The 24,778-nt window shown below is 43.8% G+C and carries 29 protein-coding genes; 25 read left to right on the top strand and 4 right to left on the bottom strand.

The window, feature by feature from the left end; translation table 11 throughout:
* From AC5GD6_RS02400 to AC5GD6_RS02340, 13 genes are all read left to right on the top strand, one after another.
* The coding region (locus tag AC5GD6_RS02400; protein ID WP_491846149.1) for a type I restriction endonuclease subunit R, EcoR124 family at positions 1-274 on the top strand (274 nt) is incomplete at its 5' end.
* 82 nt (positions 275-356) lie between these two features.
* The gene (locus AC5GD6_RS02395) at positions 357-1,253 is read left to right on the top strand and encodes an AbiTii domain-containing protein (RefSeq protein ID WP_491846148.1); all 897 of its coding nucleotides are present in this window, start codon (positions 357-359) and stop codon (positions 1,251-1,253) included.
* Between the two features lie 184 nt (positions 1,254-1,437).
* Positions 1,438-1,725: a hypothetical protein gene (locus AC5GD6_RS02390; RefSeq protein ID WP_491846147.1), complete on the top strand. Its 288-nt coding sequence runs from the start codon at positions 1,438-1,440 to the stop codon at positions 1,723-1,725.
* A gap of 413 nt (positions 1,726-2,138) precedes the next feature.
* Positions 2,139-2,759 carry an alpha/beta fold hydrolase gene (locus tag AC5GD6_RS02385; protein WP_491846146.1) on the top strand — a complete coding sequence of 207 codons (621 nt, stop codon included), beginning with the start codon at positions 2,139-2,141 and terminating at the stop codon, positions 2,757-2,759.
* A gap of 295 nt (positions 2,760-3,054) precedes the next feature.
* Positions 3,055-3,846, top strand: coding sequence for a class I SAM-dependent methyltransferase (locus tag AC5GD6_RS02380; RefSeq protein WP_491846145.1), 792 nt, complete (start codon positions 3,055-3,057; stop codon positions 3,844-3,846).
* Between the two features lie 127 nt (positions 3,847-3,973).
* Positions 3,974-4,309, top strand: coding sequence for a cupin domain-containing protein (locus AC5GD6_RS02375; RefSeq protein ID WP_311436756.1), 336 nt, complete (start codon positions 3,974-3,976; stop codon positions 4,307-4,309).
* A 483-nt stretch (positions 4,310-4,792) separates the two neighbouring features.
* The gene (gene rpsL, locus AC5GD6_RS02370) at positions 4,793-5,167 is read left to right on the top strand and encodes a 30S ribosomal protein S12 (RefSeq protein WP_006302362.1); all 375 of its coding nucleotides are present in this window, start codon (positions 4,793-4,795) and stop codon (positions 5,165-5,167) included.
* A gap of 70 nt (positions 5,168-5,237) precedes the next feature.
* Positions 5,238-5,708, top strand: coding sequence for a 30S ribosomal protein S7 (gene rpsG / locus AC5GD6_RS02365; protein WP_006302363.1), 471 nt, complete (start codon positions 5,238-5,240; stop codon positions 5,706-5,708).
* Positions 5,709-5,742: 34 nt separating this feature from the next.
* Positions 5,743-7,839, top strand: coding sequence for an elongation factor G (fusA, locus tag AC5GD6_RS02360; protein ID WP_276776469.1), 2,097 nt, complete (start codon positions 5,743-5,745; stop codon positions 7,837-7,839).
* A 50-nt stretch (positions 7,840-7,889) separates the two neighbouring features.
* Complete coding sequence (rpsJ, locus tag AC5GD6_RS02355) at positions 7,890-8,198, top strand: 30S ribosomal protein S10 (RefSeq protein WP_006302365.1); 309 nt, start codon at positions 7,890-7,892, stop codon at positions 8,196-8,198.
* Between the two features lie 332 nt (positions 8,199-8,530).
* On the top strand, positions 8,531-9,787 hold the full coding sequence (sstT, locus tag AC5GD6_RS02350; RefSeq protein WP_006302366.1) for a serine/threonine transporter SstT: 1,257 nt from the start codon (positions 8,531-8,533) through the stop codon (positions 9,785-9,787).
* Between the two features lie 197 nt (positions 9,788-9,984).
* A complete protein-coding gene (locus AC5GD6_RS02345) occupies positions 9,985-11,472 on the top strand; it encodes a zinc ribbon domain-containing protein (protein ID WP_491846144.1) in 1,488 nt (495 codons plus the stop codon).
* A gap of 181 nt (positions 11,473-11,653) precedes the next feature.
* The gene (locus tag AC5GD6_RS02340; RefSeq protein ID WP_061103270.1) at positions 11,654-12,631 is read left to right on the top strand and encodes a DUF6574 domain-containing protein; all 978 of its coding nucleotides are present in this window, start codon (positions 11,654-11,656) and stop codon (positions 12,629-12,631) included.
* 209 nt (positions 12,632-12,840) lie between these two features.
* Here AC5GD6_RS02340 and AC5GD6_RS02335 read toward each other — a convergent pair whose 3' ends face one another.
* The gene (locus AC5GD6_RS02335; RefSeq protein ID WP_491846143.1) at positions 12,841-13,998 is read right to left on the bottom strand and encodes a serine hydrolase; all 1,158 of its coding nucleotides are present in this window, start codon (positions 13,996-13,998) and stop codon (positions 12,841-12,843) included.
* A gap of 162 nt (positions 13,999-14,160) precedes the next feature.
* The gene (locus tag AC5GD6_RS02330) at positions 14,161-15,702 is read right to left on the bottom strand and encodes a YARHG domain-containing protein (RefSeq protein WP_311431179.1); all 1,542 of its coding nucleotides are present in this window, start codon (positions 15,700-15,702) and stop codon (positions 14,161-14,163) included.
* A 495-nt stretch (positions 15,703-16,197) separates the two neighbouring features.
* On the opposite strand from AC5GD6_RS02330, the gene rplC reads away from it, so the two are divergent.
* From rplC to rplX, 12 genes are all read left to right on the top strand, one after another.
* Positions 16,198-16,818: a 50S ribosomal protein L3 gene (gene rplC / locus AC5GD6_RS02325; protein ID WP_006302371.1), complete on the top strand. Its 621-nt coding sequence runs from the start codon at positions 16,198-16,200 to the stop codon at positions 16,816-16,818.
* 37 nt (positions 16,819-16,855) lie between these two features.
* Positions 16,856-17,482 carry a 50S ribosomal protein L4 gene (gene rplD, locus AC5GD6_RS02320; RefSeq protein WP_006302372.1) on the top strand — a complete coding sequence of 209 codons (627 nt, stop codon included), beginning with the start codon at positions 16,856-16,858 and terminating at the stop codon, positions 17,480-17,482.
* Entirely contained in the window at positions 17,482-17,787 is a 306-nt protein-coding gene (gene rplW / locus AC5GD6_RS02315) for a 50S ribosomal protein L23 (RefSeq protein WP_006302373.1), read from the top strand. The genes rplD and rplW overlap by 1 nt, the downstream gene beginning before the upstream one ends.
* Positions 17,788-17,916: 129 nt before the next feature.
* On the top strand, positions 17,917-18,753 hold the full coding sequence (gene rplB, locus AC5GD6_RS02310) for a 50S ribosomal protein L2 (protein WP_006302374.1): 837 nt from the start codon (positions 17,917-17,919) through the stop codon (positions 18,751-18,753).
* 31 nt (positions 18,754-18,784) lie between these two features.
* Positions 18,785-19,042 carry a 30S ribosomal protein S19 gene (gene rpsS, locus AC5GD6_RS02305; RefSeq protein WP_006302375.1) on the top strand — a complete coding sequence of 86 codons (258 nt, stop codon included), beginning with the start codon at positions 18,785-18,787 and terminating at the stop codon, positions 19,040-19,042.
* 15 nt (positions 19,043-19,057) lie between these two features.
* Positions 19,058-19,417: a 50S ribosomal protein L22 gene (rplV, locus tag AC5GD6_RS02300; RefSeq protein ID WP_006302376.1), complete on the top strand. Its 360-nt coding sequence runs from the start codon at positions 19,058-19,060 to the stop codon at positions 19,415-19,417.
* Positions 19,418-19,424: 7 nt separating this feature from the next.
* Entirely contained in the window at positions 19,425-20,135 is a 711-nt protein-coding gene (rpsC, locus tag AC5GD6_RS02295; protein WP_006302377.1) for a 30S ribosomal protein S3, read from the top strand.
* Positions 20,135-20,560, top strand: coding sequence for a 50S ribosomal protein L16 (rplP, locus tag AC5GD6_RS02290; protein ID WP_006302378.1), 426 nt, complete (start codon positions 20,135-20,137; stop codon positions 20,558-20,560). Before rpsC ends, rplP begins: the two co-directional genes overlap by 1 nt.
* A gap of 5 nt (positions 20,561-20,565) precedes the next feature.
* Complete coding sequence (gene rpmC / locus AC5GD6_RS02285; RefSeq protein ID WP_006302379.1) at positions 20,566-20,778, top strand: 50S ribosomal protein L29; 213 nt, start codon at positions 20,566-20,568, stop codon at positions 20,776-20,778.
* Positions 20,779-20,796: 18 nt separating this feature from the next.
* Positions 20,797-21,063: a 30S ribosomal protein S17 gene (rpsQ, locus tag AC5GD6_RS02280; RefSeq protein WP_491846142.1), complete on the top strand. Its 267-nt coding sequence runs from the start codon at positions 20,797-20,799 to the stop codon at positions 21,061-21,063.
* A gap of 73 nt (positions 21,064-21,136) precedes the next feature.
* Positions 21,137-21,505 (top strand): 50S ribosomal protein L14, encoded by a 369-nt coding sequence (rplN, locus tag AC5GD6_RS02275; RefSeq protein WP_010241540.1) that lies wholly within the window; start codon positions 21,137-21,139, stop codon positions 21,503-21,505.
* A 14-nt stretch (positions 21,506-21,519) separates the two neighbouring features.
* Positions 21,520-21,840 carry a 50S ribosomal protein L24 gene (gene rplX, locus AC5GD6_RS02270; RefSeq protein WP_010241542.1) on the top strand — a complete coding sequence of 107 codons (321 nt, stop codon included), beginning with the start codon at positions 21,520-21,522 and terminating at the stop codon, positions 21,838-21,840.
* 299 nt (positions 21,841-22,139) lie between these two features.
* On the opposite strand, the gene AC5GD6_RS02265 is transcribed toward rplX, so the two are convergent.
* Together AC5GD6_RS02265 and AC5GD6_RS02260 are read right to left on the bottom strand one after the other, a co-directional pair.
* Entirely contained in the window at positions 22,140-23,660 is a 1,521-nt protein-coding gene (locus AC5GD6_RS02265; RefSeq protein ID WP_491846141.1) for a lantibiotic ABC transporter permease, read from the bottom strand.
* 143 nt (positions 23,661-23,803) lie between these two features.
* Complete coding sequence (locus AC5GD6_RS02260) at positions 23,804-24,733, bottom strand: ABC transporter ATP-binding protein (protein WP_420027565.1); 930 nt, start codon at positions 24,731-24,733, stop codon at positions 23,804-23,806.
* Positions 24,734-24,778 lie beyond the last annotated feature (45 nt).

Below are 24,778 nucleotides of genomic sequence, written 5' to 3'. Positions count from 1 at the left end.
TGAAAAGCGTGAAGAAGAACTTGTTCAGATTATTAAAGAAGAAAAGCTGAAAGAACCTGAAACAAGAAAATTCATCGAGAACGCATTCCGTGATGGTGAAATTAAAACAACAGGTACGGACATAGATAGACTTATGCCTCCTATATCTCGTTTCGGTGGTGGCAATAGAGCTACTAAGAAGCAAGGTGTTATTGATAAGCTGAAATCATTCTTTGAGAAGTTCTTTGGTGTTGGTGGCTCATTCACTGCTGATGAACCGAATACTGTGAATTAAGCTGATGTTGTTTCGTATAAGTCATTGCTGATGGCAGCTGAAGATGCAGCAACTTATGCAACGAGGAAGGATGGTGAATAATATGGGAAGTATTGTTTTAGAATTGCAAAATGAAATTGTTTCATCGAATTGTGATGTTGTTAATGTGTTACGCAGAGCACATCTAATAGCATCAAAACTAAAGCTTACTGATTTTGATAGGTGGATTCAATATGAATTAAACGGTTATCCTGACCCAGAATCGTGTCCAGAGTATAGAAAAGTTCGAGGTATTTTAAAGGCATTCAATCCATATCATGGATGGATACCCATTGTAGTACAAGATAACAAAGCCGAAAAAATGATTTGCGAAAAGAAATTGGTAAACTCTATTTCTGAAATCATATCCTTTTGTAAATCATCGAAAAATGTATTAATACTAGAATTTTCTGGAGAACAACTTGCATTGCTTGATAAAATGATTGATTCTCTACTGCCAATGAGATGTGCACTTCACGTCCCAACAACTGCTGTAAAAGATATTGAAGAAAAAGTTAAAAATACTATCTTAGAATGGACACTAAAGCTAAAAGCAGAAGGAATTGTCGGAGAAAATATGACATTCTCTAAGGAAGAAAAAGTTTGTGCAACCAATATTCCTCAAACGGTTAATAACTATTACGGAAATACAAGTGTTATTAATTCACCATCTGACAATGTTCAAATCGTATCTGGTAGCGAAAACACCGTTTCATTTTCATATGGTAAAGTTAAAGATATAATCACTGAAGTTGAAAAAAGTATTAGCAAGTCAGATTTATCAAAAGATGACATAGAAACGGCAAATGAATTATTAGATGATATTAAGTCAAAAATCGAAGAAAAAAAGAAACCACATATTCTAAAATCTGCTTTAGTCGGATTGCAAGATTTTTTGATTAATACAGGTGCTAATGTTGCGGCTGGACTTATTAAAGCCATAATGCAAGGTTTGTTCTAATTAATCTCACATACCATTTTGGTATTTGAGAGCACAAGAAAACGATCACACAGGAGTATTTCTACTCTTGTATGGTCGTTTCTTCTTTTGTGCTGCTTAAAGGCTATCAGTTAAACTTGATTTACATAAATCCCTAGCTAAACACTCCTTTTGGTGTCCGTATTTGTTGCCTAGAAGTACGGAGATGAACGCACGCTATAAAAACCCTGCTAACGATCCTCGAGGTGTGCGGAAATCTGATAACTTATCAGTAGGGCCTGCCGTAGAAAACAATATTTATGAAATCACCACTCCAAGCGGTCGTAAAGTGATGCCACCTAAAGGTTATAGTTGGCGATTAAACAAAGAACGTTTTGCAGAATTTGATGCAGATAACCGCATTTGGTTTGCTACTAGATATTTGACTAACAAATCAAATGACGGAGTGAAATATAGTAGAGTTGCAGGTCAAGCTGAGTTTGATAAGTTCTAATTTAAGGTCTTGAGTAGATATGGCACAATAAGGATAATAAATAAAAAACAAATTAGACCTTGAGTGAGGCTAAAAAGATGAAATTAAATAAAAATATTTATATACCGGTAGGAATGTTATTTCTCGTGCTGGCAATAGTTTTAAATAGAATATCTAACATAAGTGATTTAGTAATTGGTATATTATATGGAATATCAATTGGTATATTTATTACTGGCATTATTAAAAATGGAAAATAATCTCTCAGCTTGTCGAACTGAATACAACAAATATCTAAGACATTTACAAAAATAGGTTTAATATTGGCAATTGTATTTATTGGGCTTGGAGTAATCTGTTGGAAAGGCGCTATATATTATTAAGTTGTCACAGGCACAAGGATGTAAGTTAAAGCATGAATAGGCTTGATTAATATGAAAATATTATTTTTACACGGACTTGGTCAGAATAGGACTGCATGGGGTAAAACAATAAAATTGCTCAATTGTAAAGATGTAAATTGTATTGATGTAATTCCAAACAACACCGAAAATCAGAGTTTTAGTTCTTTAGCAAATCAACTTGAGATTAAAATAAATGAGGAAAGCAGCCCTTTAATTATTTGTGGTTTAAGTCTAGGTGCAGTATTAGGACTGGAGCTATATTTTAGACAACCCAAAAAAATTGCAGCGTTAATTTTAGTTGCACCACAATACAAGATGCCTAAATTTCTTATTGATATTCAAAATATGGTATTTAAGTTGATGCCTAATAAGATATTTTCAAAAATGGGAATATCAAAAAATAATATGATCTCTATATCTTCATCTATGCGAAGTCTTGACTATACAAATAAAATAAAAAATATTGTTTGTCCTGTATATATAGTTTGTAGCAAAAATGATAAAGCAAATATAAAAGCTGCTGAAAATTTAAATAGATTATTATTGAACTCGCATCTTGAGTTTGTAGATAATTCTAAGCATGAAGTAAACATCGATAATCCTGCTGAATTAGCAAGAATTATAAACAGAATTTACGAAGAAAATAAATGACAATGTTTTTGTAGAAGACTATATACAAGATATAACTAAGACATTTACGAAAAAGTAGATGTCTTTTTTCATGCCCATTTTTAGGAAGGAGGTGACGGGGAGGCTAATAGAATAAAAGGTATTACTGTTGAGATTGGTGGAGATGCCATTAGTCTTGATAAAGCCTTAAAAGGTGTAAACATTGGTAATTCGTGTTTATGCCTCAAGCAATCGGGTATGATTAACCAAAGCTAACAATAATTTTCAAACGGCACCCACTTTGTCAACGTGCCTGTCTTTTGGAGGTGAATCATACATGGAACACAACTCATACATGTTTGAAAACAAAAACATCGCAACCGTACCCGGACATTGGCTTTTGGCTCGTTTGGGCAAGCGCGTTTTGCGACCTGGCGGACTTAAACTTACTCAAGCAATGCTTAATGAGGCCCAGCTTGCCAACAAAGTTGTGGTTGAGCTTGCCCCAGGTATTGGTAGAACAGCCCAGGAAATTCTCGCGCGCACGCCTTTGTCCTACACGGGTATCGACGCTAACGCCGATTCGGTTAAACTTGTATCGGCTTTGGTGAAAGATAAGGGAACATGCAAGCAGGGCATGGCTCAAGATACCAAACTCCCCGATAATTATGCTGATGTAGTTGTGTGCGAAGCTATGCTCACCATGCAAACTCCCGAGAACAAACGCGCAATTCTTCGTGAGATTCATCGCATTTTAAAGCCAGGTGGAACCTTTGTAAGCCACGAATTAGGCATTACGCCTAACAACATTTCTGCCAACGATGAAGCGGACATTCAGCACGATTTATCTCGTGCAATTCGCGTAAACGTGAAGCCTATCACCCAACGTGAATGGGGTGATTATCTCCAAGAAGCAGGATTTGAACTTACGTGGTCAAAAACCGCTCCTATGGCGTTGCTTAATCCTAGACGCAATCTTGCGGACGAAGGCTTATGCGGCGTTATAAAAATCATAAAAAACGTGCTCACTATTCCAGGTGCTAAACAGCGCGTTTTAGAAATGCGTGCAACGTTTAAGCGTCACGCCAACCACATGTGCGGAATTGCCATGGTTTCACGCGCAAAGTAGCAGCATGAACACGTGTCCAACGCAAATAAGGAGCTAGCGTGCGGCATACGCAAACAAAGCGGCAACACGTGCTGCGTGGCGGCACACGTGCAAAGTAACCACACGCCTGACAAAAGAAGGAGAAAACATGCCAATACAAGACGAACAAACATCACGTGCGTTCTTGGGAATTGTACAGAATTTGCCAATCACGCGCGAGGGAATTGTGTCAAAAGTTCCATTTGAAACAAAAAATATGCAGGTAAGTGTCTTTTCGGTTGCAAAAGGACAAGAAATATCGGAGCACACATCGCCTAAGGCGGTAATCGTAACGCTTATATCGGGAGCTCTTAACTTTACGGTAGGACAAGCCGTACATCATATGGTTGCAGGCGATTTTATATATCTTGCACCTAACGAACCACATGCGCTTTCTGCGTGCGAAGATAGTCGCGTACAATTGGTTATGTTCAAAGCACAATAAAGATTCGCACGCCTTTGCGCATTTAAGCCCCTACGCGCTGCCTTGCTTGTGCGTGGGGGCTTTCTAGCAAACCTGTACGTTGCCACGTGTGTGCGTGTACGTGTTTCCAGCAACCGCTGCACGTTCGCGCACCAAAAATCCTCACGTGCCTCGTGCTAGCTCCACGCACCAACACTTTGCTTTGCTTGCGTATACAATGTGTATAAAAATTGTGAAGTATAGATACGCCCGAGTGCGCGGACTTTTGACAACTGTGTGTATTGGGCGTAAAATTCTTTCGCTTATGAACTTCGTGGGTAAATGCTGTCTCGCACAAGGCTCCATATGCCTTGTACTACAGTTTTGAACAACCGCCTGTTGTTCCCAAGATTTGCCCTTGTCATATGTAATTCAACAATCAAAGACGGTGGTGCTGCACAGTCTTTTGATACATAGGTGCTCGCGCGCCGTTATTTCTGTATGTTCTAAGTAAGGAGAAGAGCTTTGCCTACAATCAACCAGCTCGTTCGTCAAGGACGCGTTTCTCAAAAGGCTAAATCCAAAAACGCAGCCCTTCAGCACAATCCACAAAAACGTGGAGTATGCACACGTGTTTTCACAACTACCCCTAAAAAACCTAACTCGGCACTTCGTAAAGTAGCTCGTGTACGTTTGGTAAACGGTATCGAAGTTACAGCATACATTCCGGGCGAGGGTCACAACCTCCAAGAGCACTCAATTGTTCTTATTCGTGGTGGTCGTGTTCGTGACCTTCCTGGTGTACGCTATAAGATCGTACGCGGCGCATACGACTGCGCGGCAGTTCAAGATCGTAAAAAAGCTCGTTCCCGTTATGGCGCAAAGCGTCCTAAGGAATAAGTTTTAGCTGCTCTTGTATTAGTTCGTTCAAACTTACAATCGCCGTATTGTAAGGTTAAAGGAGAAAATTATGCCGCGTCGTTCAGCTGCCGTCCGCAGAGAAGTAATGCCGGACGCTGTTTACAACAATCGTCTTGTTACGCAATTGATCAATAAAGTTTTGCTCAACGGTAAAAAATCAACCGCCGAGCGCATTGTTTACGGTGCATTTGATTTGGTTAAACAAACTACCGAACAAGATGCTCTCGCCGTATTCAAAAAAGCTATGGATAATGTACGTCCAACTTTGGAAGTTAAACCTAAGCGTGTTGGTGGTGCTACCTACCAAGTTCCTATGGAAGTTAATTCACGCCGCGCTACCACGCTTGCTATTCGTTGGTTTGTAACTTTTTCACGCGCACGTAAAGAAAAAACCATGGCTGAGCGTCTTGCTCACGAAATCATGGATGCTGCCAATGGTGTAGGTGCTTCCGTTAAAAAGCGTGAAGACCTCTTCAAGATGGCAGAAGCAAACCGTGCCTTCTCGCACTATCGTTTCTAGATTATTGTTCAAGTCTTGAGAAAGTAGCACATAGATGGCAAAAGTTAAGTATAAGCTCGAAGATCTTCGTAACATTGGTATCATGGCGCATATCGATGCTGGTAAGACCACCACGACCGAGCGTATTCTTTATTACACAGGTAAAACTCACAAAATTGGTGAGGTACACGATGGTGCAGCAACCATGGACTGGATGGTTCAAGAGCAAGAGCGTGGTGTAACCATTACCTCTGCTGCAACTACCTGTTTTTGGAAAGATCACGTTATTCAAATTATCGACACCCCAGGTCACGTAGACTTTACCGCCGAGGTAGAGCGCTGCTTGCGTGTTCTGGACGGTGCTGTTGCAGTTTTTGACGCTGTAGCTGGCGTTCAACCGCAATCCGAAACCGTATGGCGCCAAGCTGCTAACTACGGTGTTCCTTGTATTGCATTTATTAACAAATATGACCGTGTTGGTGCAGACTTCTTCCATGCAATTGAAACCATGAAAGATCGTTTAGCTGCAAATGCAGTAGCTGCGCAAATTCCTATGGGTGCCGAGTCTAACTTCTGGGGTCTTATCGACCTCGTTACCATGCAAGCATGGGACTTCAAGGAAGACGCTAAGGGAATGATTTACCCTGAGGTTATGGACGCAATCCCCGACGAATTCAAAGAGGTTGCTCAAGAGCGACGCGATATGCTTTTGGATGCTGCTGCAAACTTCTCTGATGAGCTTATGGAAGCTGTTCTTGAGGAAGCAGACATCGATGTAGACATGTTGAAGGCTGCTATCCGTAAAGGTGTTCTTTCTGGCGAGCTTAACCCTGTATTTGTTGGTTCTGCATACAAAAACAAGGGTATTCAAGAGCTTTTGGATGCAGTTGTTGATTATCTGCCTTCACCTTTGGACGTTAAAGAAATCGACGGTAAAGACCTTAAAGGTAACGACGCCGTACGTCACGCCGATCCAAAAGAGCCTTTCAGCGCCCTTGCATTTAAGATCATGACCGACCCCTTTGTTGGTAAGTTAACGTATATCCGCGTATATTCTGGTCAGGCCGAATCGGGTAGCTATGTTTATAACTCCGTAAAGGATAATCGCGAGCGCCTTGGTCGTATTTTGGAAATGAACGCTAACGATCGTGTTGATCGTGACGAGTGTTCTGCAGGTGACATTGTTGCATGCGTTGGTCTTAAAAATACTCAAACTGGTGATACCCTTTGCGACGAGAAAAACGCAATCGTACTTGAGTCGATCGACTTTGCAGATCCTGTTATCGACGTTGCTGTAGAGCCTAAATCAAAGGCCGAGCAGGACAAGATGAGCGTTGGTTTGGCAAAGCTTGCCGAAGAAGACCCAACCTTCCAGGTTCACACCGATCACGAAACTGGTCAAACCATTATTGCTGGTATGGGTGAGCTTCACCTTGAAATTATTGTCGACCGTCTGCGCCGTGAGTTCCACGTAGATTGTAACGTTGGTAAACCTCAGGTTGCTTATCGCGAAACCGCAGGACACGAAGTTAAACATGTTCAGGGTAAATTTGTTCGCCAGTCTGGTGGTCGTGGTCAATACGGTGACGCAATTATTGATGTTGAGCCTAAAGAGCCAGGATTTGGTTATGAGTTTGTAGACGCAACTGTTGGAGGTTGTATTCCTAAAGAGTACATTCCATCTGTTGATAAGGGTATTCAAGAGGCTCTTACCTCGGGTGTTATTGCAGGTTATCCTGTTCAAGACCTTAAAGTTACCCTTGTTGAAGGTTCTTACCACGAAGTAGACTCTTCTGAGGCAGCCTTTAAGATTGCAGGTTCTATGGCAATTAAAGCTGCACTGCAACAGTCTGATCCTGTATTGCTTGAGCCTATTGAGTCTGTTGTGGTCGAAACACCAGAGCAGTACATGGGTGATGTTATGGGTAACCTTACTGGTCGTCGTGGAAAGATCGAAGGTATGGAAGACCGCGCAAACACCAAGCTTATTCGTGCAAAAGTACCTTTAGGTGAGATGTTTGGTTATGCAACCGATCTTCGTTCTCAAACTCAGGGTCGTGCTTCTTATACGATGCAGTTCGATTCGTATGAAGCAGTTCCCAAGAGCATCCGTGAGCAAATTGTTAGCAAAGCCGGCGGAAGCGCAAATTAGTATTCGTAGCCTAAGATAGCGTGTGAGCTATCATTAATGGAGGTATTGAAGTGTCAAGTCAGAAGATCAGAATTCGCCTCAAGGGCTATGATCACGAGGTAGTTGATCAGTCCTCAAAGCTTATTGTAGACACCGCACAAAAAACGGGTGCACGTGTTTCAGGTCCTATTCCTTTACCAACCGAGCGCAAACTTTATACCGTTATCCGCTCACCTCACAAGGATAAAGATTCTCGTGAAGAGTTTGAGATGCGTACTCACAAACGTTTAATTGATATTCTTGACCCCAGCTCATCTACGGTAGATTCCCTTATGCGTATGGATCTTCCTGCTGGTGTTGATATTGATATTAAGCTTTAAGCGCTGTGCGTTTTAAGTAACGCGTTATATGCACGTGTATAAACCGAGCTCATCCGAGCTCGGTTTTTTTGTTTCTTGTGCCTTGTGGCTTTAGGGCGCATGACTTTGTCCGCCTTCTTTTACTTTTGTTACCTTGCGGCTTTTGCTGCGCTCTTTGTTTAGGCTTGCATTTTGTATTTTTCTATTCTGTTAACTTTTTTTCTAAAATAAGCTTGTCGAACCTCTCAAACTCAAGAACTTATATAATTTGTAAAACACGTAGAAATTCTTGTAAGAGTGAATACAAAACAATCAGTATAAGATATTCTGCATAATTATCTAAGGAGGCTCACATGCATAGAATTGTCCAAAAGTGGAACAGTATCGACCTAATTTTGCGTATTGTTCTGGGTCTTTTTCTGGGAACGTTGCTTGGTATTTTTGTACCAGCTCATGTTTATGTACTTGATCTTATGGGCAAACTTTTTGTCAACGCCCTTAAATCCGTGGCTCCAATTCTGGTGTTTTTCCTTGTTATCGGTGCGCTCGCGCAAGCAAAAAGTGCAGGTAACATGAAGGTTATTATTGGACTCTATGCTCTATCTACCTTTAGTGCCGGCCTTATAGCGGTATGTGCAGCCATGCTTTTCCCTGTTGATTTTACCTTTGCGCACGTTGAGGCCGCGTCTTCACCATCGCCCGAAGGCATTGGAGAAGTTCTTAATTCGCTCGTGCTAAATATTGTGGTTAACCCTGTCGATGCTTTAGTTAAGGGTAACTTTATTGGTATCCTCTTTTGGGCAATTGCATTTGGAGTTGCGCTTCGTTTGGCTGAGCCTTCTACTAAAGCATTCTTTGATAATGTTTCCTCTGCTATTGGAAAAATAGTTCATTGGATTATTAATGTTGCTCCGTTTGGTATTATGGGGCTTGTTTATACAACAGTTGCTAGTAATGGCCTTCGCATATTCCATGAATATGGCGCTGTTATTACGCTTCTTGTTTGTACCATGGCTGTAACTGCTTTAGTAGTGAACCCTCTGCTTGTTTTTGCCCTTACACGCAAAAATCCCTATCCACTTGTATTGCGCACCTTGCGCGATTCGGGCGTTACGGCGTTCTTTATGCGTTCTTCTGCTGCTAATATTCCCGTAAATATGAATCTGTGCGAAAAGCTTGGTTTTGACCCTGATAATTACTCTGTTTCTATACCTTTAGGTTCTACCATTAACATGGGAGGAGCTGCTGTTACTATTTCTATTATGGCGTTGTGTGCAGCACATACGCTTGGTATTTACGTAGACATTCCAACAGCGGTTATACTTTCTGCACTTTCAGCGGTAAGTGCTGCTGGTGCATCTGGTGTTGCTGGAGGGTCGCTTTTGCTCATTCCGCTTGCGTGCTCATCGTTTGGCATATCAAACGATATCGCTATGCAGGTAGTTGCTATTGGTTTAATTATTGGTGTTATCCAAGATTCGTGCGAAACAGCACTTAATTCTTCTACTGACGTTCTCTTTACTGCGGTGGGCGAGTATCGCATGTGGTCACGTGCTGGTCTAAGCTTTGTTATGGGTAAAGATCACGAGCGTGTTCAACTTAAAAAATAACGCAACGCGCTGTTGCTTTCATTAAAGTTAATTTATGCTATGTGCTTTTATAATGTGTTAAAATTATGTATGTTTAATGCGTGCGCGAGTTTTGCGCGCGCAGCAAGTTTAATACTTTCGCTCAGTGCGCAGGTAAATTCTAGGCCTTTATGTGCTGTTTTGTCCTCATAGGGGCTATATAAGAGAAAAGAGGCTCTATGCAGTGCGAACGTTGTGGCGCGCCAAGAGAAGACAATGCAAGCGTTTGCGTGCGTTGTGGCAATAAATTTCCTCAGCCAACTTCTAGCGAAGATGCAGGCATTCCTTCTATTGATAGCTTTGCCGATAATTCACGCTCCAATCAGGTAACCCCTCACGTTGACCCGTCTGCTCAAGAAGTTGCTCCTGTTCAGGCGGGCGCGTCTTCTCACATAGATTCAGCTGATGCTATTGAACCTGTGTTTAATCCTGTTGCGGGTACTGTTGATCCTGCTGCAACCACGGTAAACCCTGCCGCCACACCCGTTGTGTCGCCAGTTGCCACACCTGCTGCATCGTCCGTGTCACCCGTTGTGTCGCCCTCACCTCAGGCGAACGGCTCTGTACCAGGCGCTCAAAACTCTCATGCCACATCATTTTTTGCTTCAAAGAAAAATCGCAACCTTGCCTTTATCGGCGCAGCTGTTGTGGTGGTTCTTATTATTGCGTTTAATGTATTTAACTATTTCTCGGGTCTTATTAGTCCTAACGACGTAAAACAAATTATAAGTAGTGATCAAGAGCTTATGAAAAACGGCATCGTACCTAGTCAATGTGTAACTCAGTCTCCCTACGCCCTTAAAGATGTTGTCATTGAAGAGCAAAAAGACGTTACCGCAGATATACGTAACGGATACGGTGATGTGCCGACTGCGGCAGTTCCGACCCATGTTATGAGAGCAAGAATTAAGGCAACAATTGTTAACGATAGCTTTGAAACTACCTTTGTTACTAATATATTGGTAAGCAAAACTTCTGAAGGATGGAAGGCGCTTTATCCCATCAGCAAGCTTCCTAAAGACGCAACCACCACACCTCTAAAGGGCGTTGATAAACCAAGCAACACGTCATCAGAAGTTAGCTATTCAGACAGCGATTTGCAAAATAACGACGGAAGATATACCAGCACAATCAACGTAACTTCGCATGATGAAAATTGGTATGGTAAGACGGATTATTCCTGGTCTGATGTGTATACATTTTCCAACGATAAGGGCTGGTCGCTAGACCACAGCACCAAGGACGATCCTACGATTAAAGTCGATTGGAATATGAAAGGCAAAACGTATGACTATACCAGTACAAATGATTTCTTTAGACACGACAACATCTCACTGACCATAAATGACATTAATGACAAAACTGCAGATATCTCATATAGTATTGCAAGTGAGCCTGCTTCGAGTTCAAGTAGTGCCAAATCCATCAATTTAAGTGGTAGGAAAACAGCAACCATAAAGGCTCAACGTGGTGGCAATATTTCGATTGAGCTTAACGATGCTGATAACGGTGTAACTATTACTATCAATGGCGGTGAAAAAAAGCGCGTTGCAGGCCGTGGTGAAGTTGACGCCTTGGTTGTATCTATTGAAACACAAAGCGATGATGGGACTATATTTGGTGGCAAATATTCCAAGCATTGTGTGATGATAGAAAAAGCTCAATAGAGCTTGCATAACCAGACATTAAACGTTTGCTAAGCTTAAATTGTGTGCCGATGTTGTCAGATGTAGCTATGTAACAAGTTTGTCAAATGGAGCTAACAAGTTGTCTTATGTGTTTCGGTGCATTGTGTAACATGGGTGTACTCTAATATTTGCAAAGACGTATCTTTGAAAGTGAGGAACTATGGGAAATACAGTTTTTAGTTGTCCAAAGTGTGGTACTGGTTTAGGTGTTGGCGATGCTCAATGTCCAGGCTGTGGTGTAAAAATCAACACATCCGCATATGCTGCGTATCAGGCAGCGCCAAAGCAGTCTGCGGCTGAGCAAAATCAAGCGACATCTTCAAGTTCTTCTGCTGCAGCTAACCCAGCAAATAATGCCAACCAAGGTCAGACAAATTCCCAGGCTACCGATTTTTCGCATGATTTTGAAAACGCTGCCAATCAAGCGGCTGCCAAATTTAACGATGTGATGTCTTCGCAAGAAATGCAGCAGGCAAAAGCTCGTGCAAACCACTTTTTAGGCTGGCTTGTTGCATCATGGAAGCGCCCAACGCAAGAGCTCAACGCACCCCATATGTATGGTGTTGTTTCATTTGCACTGCAGGCATTTATTGTTTCGCTTATGCATTTTATTTCGGTTTCTTCGGCTATCAATAACCAGTCAAGAGCTGTATCGGGTATTCTTCCCGAGTTTGGTGGGGCTGCTCATACGGTAGCTGGCGTAGCAAATAACTTTTTCTTTGATGTGTTTGTCAAAATGTTTTTTGTGACGCTTATATGCGAGCTTATTTTCCTAGCATGTTCATATGGAGCATATAAGATGACGCACAGCAAGTCTATAAGCTTTTTTGCGTACATTACTAAGGTTGCACAATATTGTAATTTGAACTTCTTATTCGTTTGTATTGCTTTTGTTTGCAATCTTATTTCGCTTTCATTTTTCAGCGGAATTCTGTTGTGTGTCATGGGACCGCTGTTCTTTATAGCCACTATTGTGGTAACAGCTAAAGATGCAGAACCCGCTCAAAAAGACATTATGCACGTTTCATTTTTAGTGATGCTTGGCTCTTTTGTGTCGTTTGTTATCTACTGCATTTTTGTTCTAAGCGTGCTCTTTGCTGGAATAAGTTCCGTAGCAAATAAGTTTATGCATCTATAAAACGGCTAAAGTCTGGGCTATTGCGGTTTGGCGTGCTCGTTGAATTGCTTTTAGATTCTTTTGCATTGGTGATTAGTAAAGCGTGTTACGCCCGTTGGGTGTAACACGCTTTTTTCTTGTTCAGCTACACGCAAGTGTCGCTATGTTATGTGCAAGGAGCGCTCGGTTTACGCAAGTGGGGAGCACTTATTTTGTGCACAAACCTTTATTTAATCAAGCTGGCTAAAATACGCATCTGCTTTTTGCGCAATTTCCTTCATAAGCTTGTTGGCATTGCCTGCTCCAATATCACATAACGCGACAATGACATAGGGATGCTTACCTAAAACGATGCCCCCATCGTGACGCATTGAGCGCAAAGAACCTGTTTTATGTGCAAATGCGCCACTTGATATGCCTTCGGCCATTCCTTCGTTGTCTGTTTGTTTGCTTAAGTACTCCAAAGCCTTGGCGCACATGGCACTGCTTGCAGCCGTACCATTTTTAATTTTATACAAAATGGTAGCTGCGTCACGTGCACTTATCCAGTTTTCGGTATTAGTATTAAGCGCCATAAGTTGTCTATTCAGCGAAGTATTCTTGCGCCCCAAAGCTTGAACGCGCTCGTTTATAGCGTCTTGCCCCAGCTTGTTGATAAGTACGTTTGTTGCTGTGTTATCGCTGTACATAATCATGTAGCGACACAATTCGTCATACGTGTATGATGCGTGGCGCTCTGTTTGTATAAGGCCGGTTCCTCCAACTACGTTCATGTTTTTAAGCGCAACTCGGTCCGCAGGGTCCAGTTGTCCATTGTCAACTGCATGCATATATTCGCATAATACTGCTAGTTTAATCATTGAAGCAGATACAAGCGCTTTATCTGAGTTTACGTGGCAATAGTTTCCGTTAGAAGCGTCGATAATACACACCGAAACGGATGAGCCGTATGGTTGTGTAAGCTCCTCAATTTGTTGCTGAAGCTCTTTGATTTCTTGAGGCGCACTTTGCTCGGCTGAATTCTCATTTGTTTTGGCGGCATTCGCGCTGTCTGTGTTGTCTGCGTTTTCTGCAATTCTATCTTGTACGATTTGTGCTTTTGGAGCAACGTCTGAAGCGTTTTGCACCAATCTGGCTGATTGTTCTGCATTACAAGAAAATACATATACGAGGATAAGCACCAAAAGTACAATTGCTAAAACTGTAACCGCTAACGCGTGCTTGTGAGTAGTGCACCAGGTTTTCAGTTGGTTTGGCTTGTTTGTCTTTGTCCTTGCACTCGCGCTTGTATCTGTGCTCACGCCTGCGTTCAGGCTTGCATCTGCACCAGCACTGGTTTCACCTGAGCCCACACCTACGCTCGTCGGTTGATTTTGTTTCTCAGTCATACAAGAGCCTATCTACCTGCTTGGAGTGTCAAACATATGCGGCAAAGAGAAATTAAACAAGGTGACTAGTCTCTTTGCCGGCATATCTTTCTTAACATATTTTTTATAGCGTTACTTTTACCGTTATGTTTTAACGATTTCGCCAATTGCGCATGCCCAAAGCTAAACCTTTAAATACAACCAAGGGCTGTAGTCGCCGCGACCTTTAGCGTAGGACTTGAATAGCTCGTTGTTAGCAGCCTCTACGCCCTGAAGAGATACGCTGGCATGTGTGCACTTGTACCACGGGCAGTTACGCTCAAAGTAGGTCTGTAGCCCTGCGTTTGAAAACGCATAGCCCTTGCGAGCAAATGGCTCGTTCCAAGCAATACAGAGCTCTGCTGGAGTCAGGTTTTTAGCTGTAATTTCTTCCGCGGTGTATGTGTGAGTATCTGAATCGGCGAGTACGTAACCATTTGCGTCGCGTCTTACCGAACCCGAAAGTGTTGTCCCCGTTGAGCTTACACACTCAAGAGTTACGCTGGCAGCTGACGATGACGAGCTAATTTTTCCGCTATACGTGGGCTTAAATGTTCCATATCCTGCATCTTTGAGCGCTTGTATCGCGTCTTTGGTGGAAGCTTCGTCTTTCCATGTGCCGACGGTAACGGCGTATTTCTTGGTAAACTTTGCTTCGGGAATGGTTGCGGTATCAACGGTTATAGCGGTAAAGCCGTGAGAGGTAAAATCGTGCGCGTGATCATCTGCGTCTTTTTTGTCGTCGCTTTCGTAAACCCATATGCCCCAGAAAGGCTTGGAAGGATTGCACGAGATAGAAAGCGTGGCAGTGGCTTTACTTGAGCTGTTGTCCGACTGATCTGCGCTGCTGTCTTTCGAGGTTGCGTCTTGGTTAGCTTGTTCTTGTTGTTGATTTTGCTCTTGCTGAGTGTGAAGATACCAAAATGTACCAGCGGCAATCGCAGCAATACAAACAAGCGCAACGATAAGCGAAATGATAATAATCTTTTTCTTATTTTTTTGCGCTGGAGTTTGTTGTTTGGGTGCGTGAGTATTGGCGGCCTGCACGTAACCTATGGTATGAGGCTGTGCGGTTGTCGAGTCGTTGGAAAGCGCGTCTGTTTGCGCTGTTAAACCTTGGTTGTTGTCTGCGAGATTGTTAGCAGAAGGCATTACCATGGTGGGCATCACGTCTGCTGTTGGGTTAACAGTTGGCTCAACAGCCGGCTCGGGCATTACACCAGCGTCGGGCATCACACCAGCCGCAGGATTAACAGCTTCGGGCATCACACCAGCCGCAGGGTTAACAGCTGGCTCAATCGCATCAGACTCTAAGGAATTGACCTCATGAGCATCCGCATTTTGCCATATATATACATCTGCGCTCGCAACATCTTGAACCGAGATCTCAAGCGGCTCCATTTCAAACGAAGCGTGTGCGTCAAGCGAAAGTGCAAGAGGCTCTTGTGGAAACACATAGTCTTGGCCATTGTGCGCATGCAAGGTAATGCTAGCCGCACATGAAGTTTGTGACACATCAAGCGGATTTGAAATCTTAAGCTGCAAAAACGTTTTGTGCGTTTGCGTATTGTTAAGAATTTGGAGTGCGTCACAAGTTAGTTTACATGGACTGTTTACATGAATATGATCCTGCATATTTGCCTGAGTTGCATCTAAACGATAGAGAACTTGCCACGGTGTACTCATGGGCTAGCCAAGCCTTTCTTTTGGTGTACAACAAACTTTCGTTGCACAATATGGTTCGATACTAATTTTGCTTCTTTAAGCAAGCAAAAGCACAGTAATCATTTGTGGCAGCACGGTTTGTCTGTGATAACCGTTTTGCCCACACAAATTACTATAGATAATACAACAAAACGATCAAAAATATGAGTTATTCGTGAAAGTTTGCGTTCAGTCCTCAAAGTTAGTAGACTAATAAAGCTGCATTTTTATGGATATTTAGCATTTTGTTGCTTGTCTTATCCTGTGTTAAAGACAACTGCTCGCAACAAATGCCAAGTTCAAGCAGCATATATACGTTGTGGTCCGCTGAGGAAAGTGTAGGGTGCACTTGTTAGCAGGCGTAAGGTTTTTTAGGCCTTATTATGTGCGTTTAATGCACGCATAAGCACGCAAAAACACGCATAACGCGCGCATGCTAACGAAACGTCTCATGACCACCGAAGGTTAGGAAAACACATGGTCACAACGATTCTTGGTCGCAAGATCGGTATGACACAAGTATGGGACGAGAACGATAACATCGTTCCCGTAACGGTAATTCAAGCCGGTCCCTGCACGGTGTCACAAGTTAAGACCAAAGCTACAGACGGCTATGACGCTGTTCAAATTGGCTTTGGTGACATTAAAGCTAAGCACGTTAACAAACCCTTGGCTGGTCACTTTAAAGCTCACAACGTTGAGCCTGCTCGTTATTTGGCAGAAGTTCGCGTTGAAAACGGCGAAGATCACAAATGCGGCGACGTTGTCACCGTTAAAGATTTTGCAGACGTAGCTGCTGTAGATGTAATTGGTACCTCAAAGGGTAAAGGTTTCCAGGGAACCATTAAGCGCTGGAACTTCTCTTGTGGTCCTAAAGCTCACGGTTCACGCAACCAACGCGAGCCGGGTTCCATTGGTCAGTGTTCATATCCTGCACGCGTTCGTAAAGGATTGCACATGGCTGGTCACATGGGCGATGAGCGTGTAACTGTAAAAAATCTTAAGCTTGTTCGTATCGACGAAGAGCAAAATCTTATGCTCGTTAAAGGTGCTGTACCTGGCGGCAAAAATGCTCTTGTCTCGATCCGTATGGCCTAAGGCCCAAAGCAAACCCTAGGCTACCAAGGAGATTAAGATGTCAAAGATTGAAGTAAAAAACGTAGAAGGGAAAAGCGCAGATACACTTGAGCTTTCTTCCGACGTTTTTGGTATTGAGCCCAATATCCCTGTTGTGCATCAAGTTGTTGTTGCTTACGAAGCATGCCTTCGTCAGGGTACGCACTCAACTAAAAATCGTTCTGCCGTTTCTGGTGGTGGTGTAAAGCCGTTCCGCCAAAAAGGTACTGGACGCGCACGTCAAGGTACAATTCGTGCGCCTCAATGGGTAGGCGGTGGCGTTGTATTTGGCCCCACTCCTCACTCACATGCACTTCGTAGCAACAACAAAGAGAAAAAACTTGCTATGAAAAGCGTTCTTTCTGGCAAACTTGCCGACGGCGAACTTATTGTTCTTGATAAATTCGCTTTTGAAAAAGCTTCTACTAAACAAGCTGCTGCTATTATCAAGGCTCTTGAGCTTCAAAATAAGCGCGTTACGCTTGTTGTAGACGATGATGATGTTGAAACCTACCTTTCGTTTAGAAACCTTCCTAAGGTAGTTATCTATGCTTCATCCGAAGTTAACACTCGTATTCTTGTCGATAATGCTGCTCTTGTTATGACTGTTGATGTAGCTAAACAACTTGAGGAGGCGCTCAGCTAATGACTTGTGCCTATGAAGTAATTATTCGTCCAGTTGTATCAGAGCGTTCGTTCGATTTGATGAGTTCTGGAAAGTATACATTTGAAGTTGCTGCAAGCGCTCCTAAAGAAGAGATTGCAAGCGCTGTAGAAAAACTTTTTAATGTACACGTTACCAAAGTAAACACAATGTGGGTTCAGCCTAAGACAAAACGCGTTCGTTATGTTGCTGGCAAAACCCGTAAGTGGAAAAAAGCTGTTGTAACGCTTGCCGAAGGCGAGCAAATTGAGGTATTTGCAAATTCCTCTGCAGCTTCTGAAGAGTAAACAAGCGCCCGCTTTTTAACAAAGCGGGTACTTAGTCGCGCGTTATGGATACGCGCGGCAACGTGGTAGTCCGGTGTCGATAAGATAATCCCTAGGCTTATCGGCCAACGGAAAGAAGGGAAGAAAAGTATGGCAGTAAAGCACCTCAAGCCTACGAGTGCTGGTAGACGTTGGCAAACCGTCTCTGACTTTGCAGAGATTACAGCCACCGAGCCCGAGAAGTCACTTCTTGAGCCACTTTCGTCTAAAGGTGGTCGTAACAACAACGGTCGCATTACTACTCGTCACCAAGGTGGCGGGAACAAACGCAAGTACAGAAGAATAGACTTCAAGCGTCGTAAAGACGATGTACCTGCAAAAGTTGCTACTATCGAGTACGATCCAAACCGCTCTGCTCGCATTGCACTTCTTCACTATGTAGATGGTGAAAAGGCATATATCTTATGCCCCGAAGGCTTGCACGTTGGAGATCAGGTTCTTTCTGGATCAAAAGATGTAGATATTAAACCTGGTAACACGATGCCTCTGTCCGAGATTCCAGTAGGTACGCTCATCCATGCTGTTGAGTTCCAACCTGGTAAAGGCGCAGCTATGGCACGTGCAGCTGGAACCTCAATTCAGCTCATGGGTAAAGATAACGGTTATGCAGTTTTGCGTATGCCGTCATCTGAGCTTCGCCGCGTTTTACTTACTTGTCGTGCAACTATCGGCGAAGTTGGCAATGCCGATCACTCCAACATTGTTGTTGGTAAAGCTGGTCGTCGTCGCTGGGCAGGCGTTCGTCCTACCGTTCGTGGTACGGTTATGAACCCTGTAGACCACCCACACGGTGGTGGTGAAGGTAAGAACCACACTTCTGGTCGTCCATCTGTTACACCTTGGGGTAAACCAACCAAGGGTTACAAGACTCGTGACCCGAAGAAGGCTTCAAACCGCCTCATCATTCGTCGTCGTCGTTCTAAATAGTTGGATACCTAAGTAAGAGGAGATTTACAAAATGAGCAGAAGTCTCAAGAAGGGCCCGTTTGTGGAGACTCGCCTCCTTGCGCGCGTAGCCGCTATGAACGAGGCAGGAAAAAAAGACGTCATTAAAACGTGGTCACGTTCTTCAACCATCTTTCCCGAGATGGTAGGACACACCATTGCTGTCCATGATGGTCGTAAGCATGTCCCTGTATATCTTACCGAGTCTATGGTTGGTCATAAGTTGGGCGAATTTGCTCCAACTCGTACCTTCCGCGGCCACAAGGCATAAAGGGGGTAAACGTTTATGGCTAACACTCAAGTTCAAGAGGTAAAAGCAACAGCTAAGTTTGTTCGCATGGCACCTCGTAAAGCACGTATGGTTGTTGATTTAATTCGCAACAAGTCTATTGACCGTGCTTTGGAAGCACTTCAATTCTCTACACGCGCTGCTGCAGAGCCTGTTACTAAGGTTTTAAAATCTGCTGTAGCAAATGCCGAGAACAATCACAACCTGCGCGCTCGTACGCTCGTTGTTAAAGCAGCTTATGTAAACGAAGGACCTACGCTTAAGCGTATTCGTCCTCGCGCTAAAGGTTCAGCTTCTCGTATTAACAAGCGCACGAGCCACATTACGGTCGTCGTCGCACCTGGAAAGGAGGCGTAGAGATAGTATGGGTCAGAAAGTACAACCAACCGGTTTTCGTTTGGGCATAACCGAGCAATGGCGTTCTCGCTGGTATGCAGGCAAAAATAACTATGCTCAAAATGTCGGTAGCGATCTTGAAATTCGTAAGTATCTCAAGAAGCGTCTTGCTTCTGCAGCTCTCTCTCGCGTTGAAATTGAGCGTGCCGGCGACAAGGTTAAAGTCGTCATCTTAACATCGCGCCCTGGTATTGTAATTGGTAAAAAAGGTACCGAGATCGATGATCTGCGCAAAGATGTTCAAAAAATTGCCAAGGTTGGCAAAGGCGACGTTAATGTCGAAGTTGTAGAAATTAAACAACCCGATCTCGACGCACAACTTACTGCTGACCGTATTGCAGAGCAGTTGGAAGGCCGTGTTGCATTCCGCCGTGCTGTAAGAAAAGCAGTTCAAGGTGCCACCAAGGCTGGCGCTAAGGGTATTCGTATTCAATGCTCTGGTCGTCTGAACGGTGCCGAGATGGGTCGTGTTGAGTGGTCGCGTGAAGGCCGCGTGCCTCTGCACACTCTTCGTGCCAAGATTGATTATGCACAAGCTACTGCAAGCACCACTATGGGCGCAGTAGGCATTAAGGTTTGGATTTATTTAGGCGAGAAACTTCCAGGACAAAGTGCTCCTAACCCTGCATTAGAGGGAACAAGCCGTCCTCGTCGTCGCAATGAGAGGAGGAGTCGCTAATGCTGGCACCTAAGCGCGTTCTTCACCGTAAAGTACAGCGCGGCTCCATGAAGGGCCATGCAAAGGGTAATACTGAGTTGCATTTTGGTTCCTATGGACTTCAAGCTCTTGAAGCTCATTGGATTACCAATCGTCAAATTGAGGCAGCTCGTATTGCAATCACCCGTTACATGAAACGTGGTGGTAGAGTTTGGATTACAATTTTCCCGGACAAGCCGATTTCTAAGAAACCTGCAGAAACTCGTATGGGTTCTGGTAAAGGTAACCCAGAGGAATGGGTAGCGGTCGTTAAACCTGGTCGTATCATGTTTGAAATCGACGGCGTGTCTGAAGAAGTGGCTAAAGAAGCATTGCGTCTTGCACAGCACAAGATGCCTATCAAGACCAAGGTTGTTGCCCGTGCCACGTCGGATGTGGAGGAGTAGACAACATGAAATACACCGAAATTCGTGAGCTGACCGATGAGCAGCTCGCTCAAAAACTCGAAGACGGTCGTTCTGAGCTTTTTAATCTGCGTTTTCAGATGGCAACCAGCCAGCTCGACAACACCGCTCGTGTAAAAGCTGTTAAGCGCGACATTGCGCGCGTTCAAACAGAGTTACGTGCTCGTCAACTTGCAGCATCTAAAGCTGCAAATAACTAGTTGCAGGAGAGATAAGTTATGGCAGATACCGAAAGCAGGAATGCACGTAAGGTCCGCACCGGTGAGGTCATCTCGCTTTCCGGCGACAAGACCATCACGGTGCAAATTACGTATCGTAAACACCATCCTAAGTATGGCAAAATGATGACTATCAGTAAGAAGCTTCATGTTCACGACGAGAACAACGAAAGTGCTGTTGGTGATAAAGTTCGCGTTATGGAAACTCGTCCTTTATCTAAAACTAAGCACTGGCGTCTTGTCGAAATTGTGGAGCGCGCTAAATAACGATTTGTGATGCCCATCTCGTTTTAGTGTGTACGTGCTACATACTAAGCGAGGAGGGGTTGGAGGAACAGCAATGATTCAGATGGAGACCATGCTCAACGTCGCTGATAACAGCGGTGCTAAGCGCGTCAAATGCATCAAAGTCTTGGGTGGCTCAAAGCGCCGCTATGCTGGCCTTGCCGACGTCATTATGTGCGCCGTGCAGGAGGCTACCCCAGGTGGTTCAGTAAAGAAGGGTGACGTTGTTCGCTGCGTTGTCGTTCGTACTGTAAAAGAAACTCGTCGTAAAGACGGCAGCTATATTAAGTTCGATCAGAATGCTTGCGTTTTGGTTGACAAGCAAGGTGAGCCTAAAGGTACGCGTATCTTTGGACCCGTTGCTCGTGAGCTGCGTGATCACAAGTACATGAAGATCGTCTCGCTTGCTCCTGAGACGCTTTAGAAAGTGAGATGCTCATGGCTAAATTGAAATTCAAAAAGGGAGACCAAGTTCAGGTCATCTCGGGTAAGGACAAAGGTAAGCGCGGCGAAATTCTTCGCGCTCTGCCTTCCGAAAACAAAGTTGTTGTTGCAGGCGTTGCAGTGGTTAAAAAAGCTCAAAAGCCAACGCAGGCAAATCAACAGGGCGGTATTGTTGAGAAAGAGGCTGCAATCGACGCTTCTAACGTTGCGTTAATTGATCCTTCTACCGACAAGCCTTGCCGCTGCGGATTTAAGGTTCTTGAAGACGGTACAAAGGTGAGAATTTCTCGTCAAACTGGTACCGAGATCAAATAACTTTATCTGCATATATGCATGTGAAAGCTCCGAAGCAATACGCGCTTCGGAGCTTTTTTGTTGATGGTAGTTGTTGTGGTTCTAGCTCTGCGGTACGTTGCCTAATTTTCGTATGTATGTCGCGAAAGTATATCTGTTCGAGTGAATGTTACACGAAACAATGCGGTGGAACGTATGCAGTGGAAACGTATGTCGTGTGGACGTATTCCGTGTGAAAGTACATATCGCCTGAACATATGACGTGTGAACACGCATTGTACAAACGTTTGTCTCAAGCATTACATTGCTTTGAACCTTGATTATCCTTCTACCAAAGGAGCGTTCATCAAGTGGTCGTATACAAAGTAGGCTATCCCCAATAAAATTGCAGCTCCCAACAGAGTACAGGTAACATAGGTGGTATCGCCACCAAAAAACTCGCCTAAGGGGTTGAAACAAACAAGAGCCGTAATTCCAATGCAAATATAACACAGGACAAAAAGTAGCAACGTCCATTTTTGTTTTTTGAACGCGTGCGCAATTTCGTGAGTATCATCCCAGCTAAAATTGGGATCGCCAGCATCAATTGCCAGAGCGCACACAGAAAGAAATACAATTGAGGCACACGGCATTATCAGCAACGCAAAACGTTCGGCCAAGGTCAGCGGCAGAAAAATGTTATACAGCACTTCTTCTATCGCAAGCGTAATTCCTATAGGAGTAGTTGCCGCAATAAGCTTTGCGCGCATAATGTCGCGCGCGTGCACAGGCATCGTTTGAAGGTGCCACCATTTGTTGCCCTCCAACGTGATAGCATACAAGCTAGCCGGTGCTAAGTTGGTATAAATGGGAATACACGCTACCACCGCGCACAATATGTGGCCTTCCATGTGGTTTATATAGGGAAATACACAGAGAAAGCTTGCTGCTACTAAACCAAAAAGCGGACCTATGAGTGCGTTCATTGCAACTGTCGAGCTGCGGCGCAGCAAGAGTCCGTCTTTTTTTATGAGTGCAACCATGCTTCGATGTTTCATTACAATTGCGTGTAGCAAGTTGTCCGCTTGCTTGTTTGCTTGCGTGTACGTATCGTTTGTGCCAGCTTCCTCAAAAGCAAATGAGCGCGTTTGCACCCTTACATCTTTAAGCGCAATGAGTGAGTCAAGATTTCTAGCAAGCCATGTAGAAAAAATCGTGTAGATAACCATAATTGGTACAGCAAGTTTGGCAAGGGCTAATATGTCACCCATGCAAGCTGCGGCAAAGATATCAACAAACGAAAGCACCGTGGTAATAGAGTCAAGATAAGGAAGGATAAAGCTTTGTAATTCGGGAATAGCAAGGCTGTATCCAATAATAATAGCTGGTACGATAACTATGCATGTTACCAATGCCATCACAAAAATGTGTCCACCGCGAAACTTGCGTTTAAGTGCGTATCCAGCGCAAAAACACAAGATAGAAAAAATTGAGGTATAAAGCGGCGTGAGAATGGTGCCAAAAACGGCAAGCCGTATAAGACTTAGTATGTCGACGTGAGCACTCCAAGCAATAACGCCGCATAACATAAAGATAAGTGCAGAAATAAATGATCCGCTTAATGCGTCTATAAGCCGCGCCCAAGCAATGGTCAGCTGCGATATGGGCATAGTTTTAAGCTGCTGGTAACGTCCTGTTTCAAAAAGGGCGGAACCAAGGCTCAAAAAGTCGGTTATCAATATAGAAAGAAAAGCGCATATAAAAGCCGCGCTTGGGAGTATCTGTGGGCCCATGAGTTCTATAAGGTTATTAAAGAAGCCGATGAAGGCTTGCATAAGCAGCACAAGGACAACAACAGCCACAATTATGCCTCGTATGGCAGGGTTGATGAATGCCTTTGTATTGCCTCTTCTTTTTGAGCTAAAAGCTTTAGTCCAATTCTCAATAAGGCCCATCTTAATGATGGAATATATTTGTTTTAACGTGTGTGGCATCATGATCACATCTATTCTGCACTGGTGTTCGAGGTTGCTGCGTCAGATAAATCACCGTGCTCCTCTGTGCTTGCGTTTTCGCGTGTAGATACAGCGGATTTATCTGCTATGGGGCTGGCGGAATTGTCTGTTACAAGGCTTGCGGAATCATCTGCGAGCTCGTTCATAAAAAGCGTCTCAAGCGATGTATTGTGAGTAAGCTCGGACATAGTTCCTTGCGCCACAAGGCGACCATTTTTAATCATGGCAGCTTTGTTGCAGAGTTTTTCGGCAACCTCCAAAACGTGCGTAGAGTAAAATACTGCGCCACCTGCTTGGCAAATCTCGTGCATGATTTCCTTAAAGTGAAGCGTTGCTTCGGGGTCAAGGCCTACAAAAGGCTCGTCGAGCACAAGCAAGCGAGGGTTATGCAAAAGCGATGCAATAATAGCAATTTTTTGTTTCATACCGTGAGAATAATCGGCGCAACGCATATTAAGTTTTGAGGTGAGCTCAAAGATATCGGCATACTTATGCATGCGCTCGCGTGCAAGGCGCGGGTCAACCCCATACATATCGGCAACAAAGCGCAGATATTGAATACCGCTTACATAGTTATAAATCTCGGGGTTATCGGGCAAATACGAAAAAATTTGCTTGGCGGCAAGAGGCTCATCCACAATAGAATGGCCGTCGATTGTAATGGTGCCACTGTCAAAGGAGTGGATACCCACGATACTTTTGATAGTGGTTGTTTTACCTGCGCCGTTAGGACCAATAAAGGCAAAAATATCGCCCGATTCAACATTTAAAGAAAGGTCACGCACTGCAAACGTCTCGAGATTGCGCGCGGATTCTGCAGCGTCCTTTACAGTTTGTTTTGTAAACTTGCGCGCAAATTTTTTAAGAAAACCCTGTTGTGCTGGCTTGTATGATTTAGTGAGATGTTCTATCTGTAGCATGGTTTCCCCCTCTTAAACATCATAGTGGATAGATTCTATCTAAAA

The sequence above is a fragment of the Fannyhessea sp. genome (assembly GCF_986145555.1).
This window is presented reverse-complemented; position numbering and strand designations above follow the sequence as displayed.